We start from the raw sequence: 12833 nt of genomic DNA, 5'->3' as shown, positions 1-12833 counted from the left end.
TAATTATACATCTTTTATAATAAATATGCTTCCTTCTATGGTCACTGTCTCAAAGTCTTTATTTTAGTAATGTTCGCACAAATAAACTGAATGGCTTTTTAGGTTTGAAAGAAATGGGTTGCGGGCATAAAGTTGGTGAGATTCGCTCAAGCTAGTTTCAAATGCTTTACTTTTAGGTTGCTTCTCTGTAAGATCATATGTTGTAAATACCAACAAGAAAAGTGGGGAATAAAATGAAAAAAATGTTCTTTGCCATTATTTTAGGCGCTTGTGTTGCATTGATCACGGCATGTGGATCTGGTGCAAGCGACAACGCGAATAAACAATCTGGGTCTAAGGAATCAGGAGACCTTTGGAAATCCATTCAGGATAAAGGTGTATTAACCATTGGAACTGAGGGTACTTATGCTCCTTTCACTTTCCATGACAAAAAGACAGATAAATTAACTGGCTACGATGTAGAAGTCATCACTGAAGTAGCAAAACGCCTTGACTTAAAACCTGAATTCAAAGAAACACAATGGGACAGTATGTTTGCTGGACTGAATGCAAAACGTTTTGACGTGGTAGCGAACCAAGTTGGGAAAACTGGCCGTGAAAATCAATACGATTTCTCTGATAAATACACGACATCTCAAGCTATTGTTGTGACAAAATCAGATAATAACGACATCAAGAAACTATCTGATGTTAAAGGCAAAAAAGCAGCACAATCGTTAACAAGTAACTACAACAAACTAGCAACAGATGCTGGTGCTAAGATCGAAGGCGTTGAAGGTCTAGCACAATCCATTCAATTGATTCAGCAAGGACGTGCTGATCTGACGTTTAATGACAAATTGGCTGTATTGAATTACTTGAAAACAAGCGGTAACAAAAACCTAAAAGTTGCATTTGAAACAGGAGATCCTCAAGAAACTTATTTCGCATTCAGAAAAGGCAGCGGCGAAGTCGTTGACAAAGTGAATGGCGCATTAAAAGAAATGAAAAAAGACGGTACACTCGCTAAGATTTCTAAGAAATGGTTTGGTGAAGATGTTACAAAATAACATCCTAGGAGTCGTCATTCCTTGGGATCTTCTTCAGCAATCTTTTTGGCCAATGGTGATGCAGGGGATTTATTATACAATTCCCCTCGCCATCATTGCCTTTATTATTGGTATTTTTATCGCGCTTGTGACAGCTCTTGCGAGAATGTCTAAAATTAAAGCCCTCAGATGGATTTTCTCCATCTATGTGTCGGCCGTTCGCGGAACGCCGCTTTTTGTGCAATTGTTTATTATTTTCTATTTCTTTCCGACATTTAATATCACACTGGATCCATATCCAAGTGCCATTATTGCTTTTTCTTTAAACGTAGGTGCGTATGCGTCGGAAATTATCCGTGCATCCGTCCTGTCTGTTCCAAAAGGACAATGGGAAGCAGGTTATTCCATTGGGATGACACATCGCAAAACGCTCGTCCGCGTGATTTTACCGCAGGCTGTGCGTGTATCGATTCCACCGCTGTCTAATTCATTCATTAGCTTGGTGAAGGATACATCCCTTGCCTCCCAGATTCTCGTGGCAGAGATGTTCCGTAAATCACAGGAAATTGCTGCGGCGAACTTGGATCAGATCTTGTTTATTTATATGGAAGCAGCCCTCATCTATTGGGTATTCTGCTTTATTCTATCGCTCGTTCAGCATCAAATTGAAAAACGACTTGATCGATATGTCGCAAGGTAAGGAGGGAACGACATGCTAACAGTCAAAGGTCTCAAGAAATCCTTTGGTGAAAATGAGATTTTAAAGTCGATTGATTTTTCGATCAACAAAGGGCAGGTTGTGGCCATTCTCGGTCCATCTGGATCTGGGAAAACAACGATGCTTCGCTGTTTAAATGCACTTGAAATACCAAATGGCGGCTCCTTTACCTTCGATGATTTCTCGATTGATTTTTCGAAAAAAAATAAATCAGCTGATCTGCTAAAGCTACGCCGGAAATCAGGAATGGTATTTCAGGATTATCACCTGTTTCCTCACCGTACAGTGCTTGAAAATGTCATGGAAGGTCCTGTCCAGGTGCAGCGCCGTCCAAAGGAAATGGTTCGAAAAGAAGCCATTCAGCTCTTGCAAAAGGTCGGTCTTGAGGATAAAAAAGACCTGTATCCATTTCAGCTCTCAGGCGGTCAAAAGCAGCGTGTCGGGATTGCCCGTGCACTTGCCATTCAGCCAGAGCTTATGCTTTTTGATGAACCAACCTCTGCGCTTGACCCTGAGCTTGTCGGGGAAGTTTTAAAGGTCATGAAGGATCTAGCGAAGGAAGGCTGGACCATGGCGGTTGTCACACATGAAATCAAGTTTGCCCAAGAAGTAGCAGACGAAGTGATTTTTATTGATGGCGGCGTCATTGTCGAACAAGGTCCTCCGGAGGAAATCTTCAAACGACCAAAGGAAGAACGTACAAAACAATTCTTAAACCGGATTTTGAATCCAGTATGATGAAAAAAGGCTGTTCTCACGTGGTGAGGACAGCCTTTTTTATCTAGTAAGCGAATTTCAATCTTTAAACTGATTGCTCTGGCAAACACAGAGCGCTTTTCTACATCGCACCGTTCGGCGTGCGACTGCGGGGACCCGACAGCTGACGACCAGTTCCAGATTTCCTGCCACACAAAAGGGCCGCCTTCTATCTGTCAGCTTCAGATTATGTGAAGCTGTTGCGGCTCTTGATCGGCTAGGCAAAAACAGGGCGTTTATTTCACCTCAATTAAAAGGGAAAGGTGAAACAAAGTGGAATTAGAAGGAATGTAGGTGATTGATAATAAACACCTTTGGCGTTCTTAAGATGTACGCAATTAATTATACAATTATTCTTGCATCTATCACCATGTTGTACCCCAATTTCCCCAAGCACCTACCTTAAAAAACATTCTACTCCTGAAACACTTGCTTGATACAAAGATTAAAGAAAGTATTGACTCTGTTGAAAAAATGCAAAAAAAGAGTAGGTTTTTTAGCCTACAAATAGGAGGTTTTAATGAATGAGCAATCGAAATTTGGAAGAAAAACGTTTAGCGCGTGCAAAACGGAACCAAGAGAAAAGAGATAAAGAGTTAGAAGAAAAACGTACATTAAAAAAGCAAAAACAACAAAACCTCATAGTGTTGGACCTTCTAAAAAAACAGAAAATGGAAAAAGAAAAGATTAGATAGATATAACCAAAGAGTTTGGAAAGGATAGAGAGAGAATGATGGAGAAAATCAGCCAGTTCAAACATATCATATAGATGATCTTGAGAAATGAAGATTACCATAGTTGCAGACAGACCGAACTTTGATTTTTATGCTTATCAAACATATTTAGTAAAATCATTCATACTAAGGAGCCCTGCGAATTTCCAATTATGTGCAGATGAAGCGGCTGCTTGACCGCCTGACAAGCACAAAGCGCTTTTTTCCATCGTTCCGATTGGCGCATTTCAACCGGGCACAGAATCTCTGAACACACAAAAAGCCGGCTGCTTTCTGCCAGCTCCGGATCATACGCTACTGATACGACTACTGATCGCAGAGCGCTTAGCAGATCGGCTGGGTGCTCTAATGATGCTAACTTACACTACGAAAAAACCCCGTTACTTATATTTATTTGTCTCTCTCCCTGTTTAGCCAAATCCTTATTGTGTGTCACGATGATAATCGTCTTTCCCACTCGATGGAGATCAGTTAACAAATCAAATATGATTTGTTCGCTTTCTTCATCTAAAGAGCCAGTAGGCTCATCAGCAAGAATGCATTCTGGATCATTAATTAAAGCTCTTGCTGTTGCCACTCTCTGAGCTTCACCCCCAGAAAGCTCCTTAGGATATGCCTTTGCTTTATTTTCCAAACCGACGTAACGAAGCATTTCTATAATGTGTTTTTCTTGCTTTTCTTTAGACAAATTACTATTCCATAGTGGAATCTTAACGTTTTCAAATACGTTTTTTTCATCTACCAGCGGATAGTTTTGTAAAATGATACCTATTCTATTTTTCCTAAAATCAGCTAATTGTTTATAGTTTTTATTTGTCAAATCATGATTTCTATAAGAGTAAGAGCCACTCGTTGGCTTATCTAAACCAGCAATAATGTTTAATAAAGTAGTTTTTCCACTTCCACTTCTGCCTGTAATCATGACAAGTTCATTCTCTTTAATAGTTAAATTAACATCCGTTAAAACCCTGTTTGTTTGTTTCCCTGGATTAAATTCTTTAGACATATTTTTAAACGTTATCAGATCCATTATTCTCTTCCCTTCAGCAGCATTTGTATCGGCATTTTTCTAAACCTAAAATAAATCGGAGCAGTGATGATCAAACTAAACACAAGGGAAAGGACAATACCACCTACATAATAAGATGGATCTAAGGCTCCTAATATGAATGAGACACCAAATGCTATTAATCCAAATGAAATCAGACTAAGAAGCAGTACTTCACTGAAAATGAAAGCGAATATATGCGCCATTGTTAGACCTGATATAAGGTAAATCGCATATTTTTTCATATTTAATTTCAGCTTTGCCCGCAATACAAAATAAATGGTCGCTAGTGAAAATAACGATAAAGTCACTGTCAGCAAGATCAAAATTTGTTGATTTTGTTCCATCATGCTCGACAAAACAACAATACCTGTTGTATTCGCTCCAAGAATCGCAAAATCTGTAAAATCAGCTTCTTTTCCAAGCTGATTGACTTCTTTAGTGATGGCCAGGCTATCTTTTGGTGTAACTATGAACCCATTAATACTGTGAAGTAATACCTTCCACTGGAAATCATAGAATTCTTTATCTTTCCGTTCAATTTGGTCAAAGTGCATCATCGGCAAGACCATATATCTGTCTAAATATACTTGGGAATCTTGCCCTATTGTTGTATAAGTATTTTTCTCCAAAAAACCAGTCACACGTACGTCCAACTTCTTGAATAAGTATTCGACGGTTATCTTGTCGCCGACATTGTATAACCCTTTATAGCTTGATCCCAAAAGAACAGGGATATCTTTATTCTCTTTATATTCAAAGGCTGTGTCAGGAAGTAACTCACCTTCTGAAAGTTTTATATCTAGTAACTCCATCGCGTGTTTATTCATTTGCACAGCTTTAATCGTTTCATACATTTGATGGTCTGTTTCTGATTCATAAGGTTCTATAATACTATTTTCTTCAAAACCAGCTAATAAAGATTGAGGACCATTAAAATTGAGGATGCCTACTGGTTGTTGTGTAATATTAAGAAATTGAAACTTTTTGGCGGAATCAAGTTTTTCATATAATACACGGAGCTTATCTACATTGAATGGACTACTTAAAAATGCTTCTTCTTTTTCATCTCGCAATTCATCATCAACTTGATACACGTTTTGATTTTCAAAAGGCCGCATAAAACTTTTAGCATGCGTTTCAGATTTTTGATAGTTTAAAAACAGTATCGTCATAAAAAAAGAAAGCACTATCAGCTCCAGAATGACCAAAAATGCAATGGTTTTTCTGGATACTATACTTTCCCAACATTCTTTTAACAGCAACATACATTTTTACCTCAGTCGTTTTATAATATTTTTGTATGATTTATTTTTAAACGCCACCAAGAAACTTCCTACCCCAAAAGCCGTGGCGATTATATAGCTTAAAATGATTATATTGATTTGTGCAGCTGAAAATGGAAGAATAAGTTTTCCTGTAAGCAGGCCCAACAAATAAAATAATTGTGAAGCTACAAAGTACTGTAAAATCAGACTTTTTAAAATTTCTTTTTGTTGGAATCCGATAAGTTGTTGAATCGTAATCAACATGGTCTTTCGGTGTATCCAATATACAGAGATAAAACTTGATGTAAGGGCTATTACACAAAGGAGAATATAAAAGACAAATTGATTTTGCTTATCTGTACCCATTACACGATTTAAACCCTTCTTCTCCTTATCTTTAATGTTGATTGCTGTTTTTTTATCAAACATGTTGTGTAATTGATTCTTCATGTTTTTCATGCTTGAATAATCGTCTATTACATAATAATTCATGCTTTCTTCCTTTGATTCTTCTAGGGCATCAATATTAATAAGCGTTTGCTGATCAAGAGGCGTAGGTTTCTCTAAACCCATACGGCCAATGATCCGATATTTCTCACCTTCATAAAGAAAATATTCTCTATCTTTAATAGCTTTTCCTACAACAGCAACTTTTTTATGATTATAAAAGTCACTCGAATTAAAGAATCTTCCTTCTAAAATGGGGGGGTCTTCAATTGGACCTTTTGTAAAAAAGCCTCTGACTTTTGTATCACCATCAGAGGCTTCTTTGAATATGGTATAATCCTTTTGATCATCAAAACGGTTCCAATTGAAGGGTTCTTTTGTTGAAATTTCCACGTAAACGCTGACATTACTATACAAAGAGTTTGAAATTCTCTCTACCCGTTGTTGATCAGTTAAATAGTGGCTGTATAAAGCCACTATGAAACTAATAACGAAAAAGGGAATGCATAAATACATAAGGATTGCTACTCTTTGTTTCATGTAAACCCACCTTCAATTATAGAACCCAAGATTAATTGCCCCAGTAAGTTTTAGCTTTTCCACCTTGGCACCAACCAGATTTGGCAATTGTCTTACCAGTTCCCCAGACTCGTCCACTACTCGTGATAACACCACTTAATGGCCATCTTTTTTCATACCTTGCTGTGGTATAGTGTTTTTTTCCTTTCCATTTCGTGATCCCTACTGCTCTATGCCGATTCATACGGTCATTCAATTCTCTGTAGCCCTTATGGGACTGAGGCTTACTTGCTGCGAGCGTAGCAAAGCCTTGCTGTACAACCCCTATATCTTCATCCCAACCTAAATGTTCCGTTGCGGAAGCATTGGAAGGTAAAACACTGCTTCCTATTAATCCAGCGAAAGCAACAACCGACAAAATAAAAGATTTTCTTTTCATTACGCCACTCCTCTTAATTAGTAAATGATTACTTTTTTGTAATAATCTATATTAATATTATCACCTTTCTATCAATAGTCAACTATTGCGCAATGCACATATACCTATAATTTTAATCTTGTTAAATTACCCAGGAACCCTACTTACGTGGAAAATAATATATATATTTTACAATATAGTTAATTAATAGTATAAAGTCAATTTATAAAAGATGCTATAGAGCTACGTGTACTTGCTGATTTATAAGACTGATATGGTTATGATCTGACAACTGACAGCCGGTCCCGAACTCCCCTCAATGGAAATCGAGTGCTTAAAAGGGGAAAAAGCTGTCGAGAAAATCTCGACAGCCTTTTTTTATATCTCTTTTTGCAGGCGAAGCGCCAGTAAATCTTGCAGGAGCAGCCTTGCTCCCTCTGGACTGATGACCACACCACCAGATAGCACCTTATTGGAACACGTCACTTGCCCTGTTACGATACAAGGTTTGTCCTGCCAATACGGCTTCATCACTATTTGATCTTCTTCTCGATAAATCTCCATAAAATCTTGCGGATGAATGTTCAACCGTTTTCTCATCTCTGTCGGAAGAACAATTCTCCCAAATTTATCTATATATTTAACATAATCGTTATTTAACAAATTGCCCCCTCCTGCATTACTAGATATGATATAGACAATTCCCTCTATATGAAGGGATTAAGCGATCAAATCGGTTAATCTGCAGGCTGTTCCAGTGACTAAATACGCTTCCCATATATGATATATCTGTTTGGTGCAGGACCAATATAGGAAAAAGGGTAACATGTGGTGAGGATAAGTTCTTCCTTTTCCTGTTGTAACGTAATAATTGTTTGATCATCTTTCTTCACTATCTTTGTTTTCTCGATTTCATAGACAAAACGTCCATATGAAAGCTCAATAATCAGTTGATCTCCCTTCACAAGTTCTCCTGTTCGTCTAAACACCGTATCACGGTGCCCTGATAGAACGATTTGTCCGTGCTCGTTTGGAAAATAACTCTCGTGAAAGTGACCAACGCCTTTTGCTAAATCATCTGCATCTGTTCCTTCTACAATCGGTAACTCAGCTTTTAGCTTTGGGATGTGCAAAAGCCCAATCGCTTCACCAGTCTGCGGCGCAAAAGGGGAATCTGCTTTCCCCTTTTGCTGAATGGCTGCTTGTGCAGACTGAAATGACTGACCTACTTCTTTTTGTCCATCAACGATATTCAAATATCCTACAATCGCAAGCCAAAGCCCTGCTATGATCAATATCGCTGAGATGAATTTTTGAAACATGACTGGTTATCCGTTTCTTTTTCTTCTGTTCCAGATGATAAGGGCTGCACCTATTAATACGAGTGCAAAACCTGCTAGTAAAAGGTTGTACATCGCAGTTGCAGTATTCGGAAGATGATGACCAGGTGTCTCCGTTTCTGAACTAGAAGGCGTATCTGGATTTGCTGGCACCTCTGGCTTATGCGGTGGTTCTACAGTTGTTGAGTTTTCAGGGTTGTCTGGATCGTCTACATTCTCACCACTTACGACTGCGATGTTTTGAATGGTTTTCCCTTCAGATCCTTTGGAAACCTTCGCCTCAAATGTGACTGTATGCCAGTCTGTATCTTTGATATCGCCAAATTGACCAGTTACTGTGCCTTTTGTGAAATTTCCATTGTCGTCATCTTTTGCATCTGTCGCGGCTTGTCCATCCACTTTTAGTGAACCTTCTACATATTGAAGACCTTCTGGCAGTTTATCTGCGATGACTAGATCTTTGATGACACTGTCTTCTACACTATTTTTTGTTTTGATGGTGTAAAGGAGCGTGTCGCCTGCCTGTACTTGTTTTTCGTCTGTATTGCCTTTTGCTTTTTTAGAAATCTCGGATGTTTTTTCTGATTCAAGCTTTGGATCTCTTGGATCAATTTTTGTTTCGGTTGTTGGCTCTTCTGGCGGCGTGTTTTCGCCTGTTACTTTCGCTGTGTTTTGAATACTTTTACCTGATTGGCCTTTTGCGACTTTCGCTTCAAAGGTCACTGTATGCCAGTCCGTATCTTTGATATCGCCAAATTGACCGGTTACTGTGCCTTTTGTGTAGTCTCCGTTATCGTCATCTTTTGCATCTGTTGCGGCTTGTCCATCTACTTTTAGTGAACCTTCTACATATTCAAGACCTTCTGGTAGTTTATCTGCGATGACTAGATCTTTGATGACACTGTCTTCTACACTATTTTTTGTTTTGATGGTGTAAAGGAGCGTGTCGCCTGCCTGTACTTGTTTTTCATCTGTATTGCCTTCTGCTTTTTGAGAGATTTCAGATGTTTTTTCTGATTCAAGCTTTGGATCTCTTGGATCAATTTTTGTTTCGGTTGATGGCTCTTCTGGCGGCGTGTTTTCGCCTGTTACTTTCGCTGTGTTTTGAATGCTTTTACCTGATTGGCCTTTTGCAACTTTCGCTTCAAAGGTCACTGTATGCCATTCTGTATCTTTGATATCGCCAAATTGACCGGTTACTGTGCCTTTTGTGTAGTCTCCGTTATCGTCATCTTTTGCATCTGTTGCGGCTTGTCCATCTACTTTTAGTGAACCTTCGACATATTGAAGACCTTCTGGTAATTCATCAGAAATCACGAGATTGTTGACGATGCTGTCTTCTTCAAGATTCTTTGTTTTGATCGTATAAAGAAGGGTATCGCCGACCTGTGGTATCTTTTTATCTGTGTTGCCCTCAGCCTTTTTTTGAATGTCCGCTGATTTTTCTGATGTTAGTTTTGGGTCACGAGGATAAATTTTTGTTTCGGTTGATGGCTCTTCTGGCGGTGTGTTTTCGCCTGTGACGCTAGCTGTGTTTTGAATGTCTTGACCAGCCTGGCCCTTTTCAACTGTTACTTCAAACGTCACGTTGTGCCAGTCCGTATCCTTCACATCACCAAAAGATCCTGTAACCTTTCCATCTGTGTAGTCTCCGCTATCATCGTCTTTTACGTCCGTGACGGATTCTCCATCAATTTGCAGGGATCCAGTGACATACTTCAGTCCTTTTGGTAATTGATCTGAAATGACTAAATCTTTAATCAAACTGTCTTCTATCGTATTCTTTGTTTTAATCGTATAAAGAAGGGTATCGCCTACTTCTGGATGTTTCTCATCTTTGTTACCTTCTGCTTTTTTCTGCAAGACCGCTGATTTTTCTGATTCAAGCTTTGGATCTCGCGGATAGATTTCTGTTTTTGTTGTCGGTTTCTCTGGTGGTGTGTTGCCCCCTGTGACATTGGCTGTATTTTGAATGTCTTTGCCTGATTGTCCTTTTTCAACCGTCACTTCAAACGTCACTGTATGCCAATCTGTATCCTTAATGTCGCCAAATTGTCCTGAAATGGCTCCGTTTGTAAAGTCTCCGTTATCGTCATCCTTTGCGTCTGTGACTGTATCTCCATCCACCTGTAGTGAATTCGGTACATACGCCAATCCTTCCGGCAGTTCATCTGAGATCACTAAGTTTTCAACGAGACTGTCTTCTTTCGTATTCTTTGTTTTAATTGTATAAAGAAGAGTGTCACCAACCTCTGGATGCTTCTCATCTGTGTTACCATCTGCTTTTTTCTGTAAGACAGCTGATTTTTCTGATGTTAGCTTCGGGTCACGAGGATAGATTTCTGTTTTTGTTGTCGGTTTCTCTGGTGGTGTGTTACCGCCTGTGACACTCGCTGTATTTTGAATGTCTTTGCCTGCCTGGCCTTTGTTAACCGTCACTTCGAACGTCACTGTATGCCACTTCGCATCTTTCACTTCACCGAACGTTCCAGTAACAGTGCCGTCTGTTATATCTCCGTTGTCATCATCTTTTGTATCCGTGACTGGGTTTCCATCTACCTGAAGTGAATTTGGTACATATGATAATCCTTGAGGTAAATTATCAGAAATGACAAGATCTTCAATGAAGCTATCTTCAACAGCATTACGGGCTTGGATGGTATAAAGCAATGTGTCGCCTACTTCTGGATGCTTCTCATCTGTGTTGCCCTCTGCTTTTTTCTGCAAGACCGCCGATTTTTCTGATTCAAGTTTTGGATCTCGAGGATAGATTTCTATATCTGTTGTTGGATTGCCTGGTGGTGTGTTCTCCCCTTTTACATTGGCAGTATTTTTAATATCCTTGCCTGCCTGACCTTTTCCTACTGTCGCTTCAAATGTCACAGTGTGCCAATCGGTATCTTTCACGTCACCTACTTGTCCTGCAACAGTGCCGTTTGTATAATCACCTTTGTCTTGATCTTTTGCATCTGTTACACTGGCACCATCTACCTTAAGTGAGCCTGCAACATAGCTTAAACTGCTTGGAAGCTGATCTGAAATGATTAGATTTTTAAGAATGCCGTATTGTACTGTATTTTTGGCTCTAATTGTATAAAGAAGGGTATCGCCTACTTCTGGATGCTTCTCATCTGTGTTGCCCTCTGCTTTTTTCTGTAAGATAACTGATTTTTCTGATTCAAGCTCTGGTGGATATGGATCAAATTCTGGTTTTACACGTGAAGCTAGGTCGTAAGATAATGTATCACCTACAGTGCCCATATATGTTGTACTTAATGTTTTCGCATCAAGTGTAAAAAGAGTGGAATGACCAATGGATTCATTTAATCCTGACTGTAATAGCATTTGTCCATTTGGCAAAAAGCTAATTCCCCGAACGCCTCCGTCAATCGTTTTACCATCCGCATTTTTAATTGGAATGACACGAATGACCTCTGCTGTATCAGGGTTCATTTGTGCAATGGCACCACTGCCATTGGATGCGAACCAAAGATAACCGTCCTTATCAACGACAAGGTCTCCGCCAACGCCAGACCCAATCTCATAGCCTACGATTTTTTTGGCCGTTTTTTTACCCGTAACTAAATCGTACGTTCCAAGGAAATACTCACCATTAGAAGCATAAGAATATATATATTTATCTTGATACACAACGGCATTAGTAGCACCTTCAGGTAATTTGGTTACGATCTCTGCCTGCCCTGAGGTCGCATTTATTTTATATAGACTAGGGCTACCGATATTATCTGCAGTTGCATATACAACATTTTCTCGATCACTTACAGCAACACCATTCACTGCACCTACATCGATTCCTTTCACCTGTACACTAGCTTTTACGTTTGTTGGGTTATTTCCATCAAGCTGCTGAAGAACCAGCGGTCTACTCCCAAACATATAGGAATCCGTATTGTTCACAACAACCGTCCCCGCGGCTTTCGTAACAGCTGGTGAGACCGTTAATAAATTTCCAATAATCAGCACCAAAATAAGAAATAACTGACTTGTTCTTTTCAATATATTCATTTTTTGACCTCCCCTTTTTCTTGCTTTATATCGTAATGGTATGTACCAGTTCACCTCCCACACTTTGGTAAAGAATATCAGTAACATTTCAAAAGTAACAACATGACTAAATGACTAATTTCGACAAAAATAGACCTTTAGTAACAGGTGCCTCTCAGCGTTTGATTTGCATATGTTTTTTCCAATAAAATGATCTTTTTTTATCGTAAACCTCCATATTTTCCAACAGGTCTAATGACATAGTTTACATACAATCTCTTCTATCTAAAGATAATTATTCTTTAATTGGTTTAGATTATTTTTTTGTCAAAATATATTGAATTTTTTTCTTTTTCTTTTAAAAGGAGGGAATTAATGGCTTGGTTTGGTAAAAAAAACAATTCGAAAGTCTTGCTGTTTGTTTTGATGTTTTGAACCTTTACAAATCAAAAAAATTCTTTTTGGAGTAAGCGATTACAATTGAGCAAAGCCATTTAAAGGGGTGTGAGAGTATGTTACGATGGAAATCGAGTGTTTAAGAAAGAAGGGAAT

Annotated in this window: 11 protein-coding genes; 4 read left to right on the top strand and 7 right to left on the bottom strand. The window is 38.8% G+C overall.

Annotated elements, in window-relative coordinates:
* The first annotated feature begins 233 nt into the window (after positions 1-233).
* The 4 genes from tcyA to MHI46_RS02070 all read left to right on the top strand — a co-directional run bounded on the left by tcyA (position 234) and on the right by MHI46_RS02070 (position 3197).
* Positions 234-1049 (top strand): cystine ABC transporter substrate-binding lipoprotein TcyA, encoded by an 816-nt coding sequence (gene tcyA / locus MHI46_RS02085; RefSeq protein WP_039176473.1) that lies wholly within the window; start codon positions 234-236, stop codon positions 1047-1049.
* A complete protein-coding gene (locus MHI46_RS02080) occupies positions 1036-1728 on the top strand; it encodes an amino acid ABC transporter permease (protein WP_024424286.1) in 693 nt (230 codons plus the stop codon). Before tcyA ends, MHI46_RS02080 begins: the two co-directional genes overlap by 14 nt.
* A gap of 12 nt (positions 1729-1740) precedes the next feature.
* Positions 1741-2484 carry an amino acid ABC transporter ATP-binding protein gene (locus MHI46_RS02075; protein WP_041089051.1) on the top strand — a complete coding sequence of 248 codons (744 nt, stop codon included), beginning with the start codon at positions 1741-1743 and terminating at the stop codon, positions 2482-2484.
* Positions 2485-3026: 542 nt separating this feature from the next.
* Positions 3027-3197 (top strand): hypothetical protein, encoded by a 171-nt coding sequence (locus MHI46_RS02070; protein ID WP_342503074.1) that lies wholly within the window; start codon positions 3027-3029, stop codon positions 3195-3197.
* 403 nt (positions 3198-3600) lie between these two features.
* Here MHI46_RS02070 and MHI46_RS02065 read toward each other — a convergent pair whose 3' ends face one another.
* The 7 genes from MHI46_RS02065 to MHI46_RS02035 form a co-directional block, all read right to left on the bottom strand.
* On the bottom strand, positions 3601-4266 hold the full coding sequence (locus MHI46_RS02065; protein ID WP_260775277.1) for an ABC transporter ATP-binding protein: 666 nt from the start codon (positions 4264-4266) through the stop codon (positions 3601-3603).
* Entirely contained in the window at positions 4266-5552 is a 1287-nt protein-coding gene (locus tag MHI46_RS02060) for a hypothetical protein (RefSeq protein WP_260775276.1), read from the bottom strand. Before MHI46_RS02060 ends, MHI46_RS02065 begins: the two co-directional genes overlap by 1 nt.
* A 6-nt stretch (positions 5553-5558) precedes the next feature.
* Entirely contained in the window at positions 5559-6539 is a 981-nt protein-coding gene (locus MHI46_RS02055) for an ABC transporter permease (protein WP_260775275.1), read from the bottom strand.
* 31 nt (positions 6540-6570) lie between these two features.
* Positions 6571-6957, bottom strand: coding sequence for a hypothetical protein (locus tag MHI46_RS02050; RefSeq protein ID WP_260775274.1), 387 nt, complete (start codon positions 6955-6957; stop codon positions 6571-6573).
* A 357-nt stretch (positions 6958-7314) separates the two neighbouring features.
* The gene (locus MHI46_RS02045; RefSeq protein WP_039176465.1) at positions 7315-7599 is read right to left on the bottom strand and encodes an AbrB/MazE/SpoVT family DNA-binding domain-containing protein; all 285 of its coding nucleotides are present in this window, start codon (positions 7597-7599) and stop codon (positions 7315-7317) included.
* A gap of 98 nt (positions 7600-7697) precedes the next feature.
* Entirely contained in the window at positions 7698-8258 is a 561-nt protein-coding gene (locus MHI46_RS02040; RefSeq protein ID WP_260775273.1) for a class D sortase, read from the bottom strand.
* 6 nt (positions 8259-8264) lie between these two features.
* Entirely contained in the window at positions 8265-12302 is a 4038-nt protein-coding gene (locus MHI46_RS02035) for an isopeptide-forming domain-containing fimbrial protein (protein ID WP_342503073.1), read from the bottom strand.
* Between the last annotated feature and the right edge of the window lie 531 nt (positions 12303-12833).

This window comes from Bacillus sp. FSL K6-1000 (assembly GCF_038630785.1).
In the GTDB taxonomy this organism is placed as follows: Bacteria; Bacillota; Bacilli; order Bacillales; family Bacillaceae; genus Bacillus; species Bacillus safensis.
Note: the sequence above shows the minus strand (reverse complement) of the source record. Positions and strands in the feature narration are given on the sequence as shown.

What these genes read in the sequence shown, in the direction of transcription:
- tcyA (WP_039176473.1), top strand. Translation starts at nt 234, where the DNA reads ATGAAAAAAATGTTCTTTGCCATTATTTTAGGCGCTTGTGTTGCATTG.
- MHI46_RS02080 (WP_024424286.1), top strand. Translation starts at nt 1,036, where the DNA reads ATGTTACAAAATAACATCCTAGGAGTCGTCATTCCTTGGGATCTTCTT.
- MHI46_RS02075 (WP_041089051.1), top strand. Translation starts at nt 1,741, where the DNA reads ATGCTAACAGTCAAAGGTCTCAAGAAATCCTTTGGTGAAAATGAGATT.
- MHI46_RS02070 (WP_342503074.1), top strand. Translation starts at nt 3,027, where the DNA reads ATGAGCAATCGAAATTTGGAAGAAAAACGTTTAGCGCGTGCAAAACGG.
- MHI46_RS02065 (WP_260775277.1), bottom strand. Translation starts at nt 4,266, where the DNA reads ATGGATCTGATAACGTTTAAAAATATGTCTAAAGAATTTAATCCAGGG.
- MHI46_RS02060 (WP_260775276.1), bottom strand. Translation starts at nt 5,552, where the DNA reads ATGTTGCTGTTAAAAGAATGTTGGGAAAGTATAGTATCCAGAAAAACC.
- MHI46_RS02055 (WP_260775275.1), bottom strand. Translation starts at nt 6,539, where the DNA reads ATGAAACAAAGAGTAGCAATCCTTATGTATTTATGCATTCCCTTTTTC.
- MHI46_RS02050 (WP_260775274.1), bottom strand. Translation starts at nt 6,957, where the DNA reads ATGAAAAGAAAATCTTTTATTTTGTCGGTTGTTGCTTTCGCTGGATTA.
- MHI46_RS02040 (WP_260775273.1), bottom strand. Translation starts at nt 8,258, where the DNA reads ATGTTTCAAAAATTCATCTCAGCGATATTGATCATAGCAGGGCTTTGG.
- MHI46_RS02035 (WP_342503073.1), bottom strand. Translation starts at nt 12,302, where the DNA reads ATGAATATATTGAAAAGAACAAGTCAGTTATTTCTTATTTTGGTGCTG.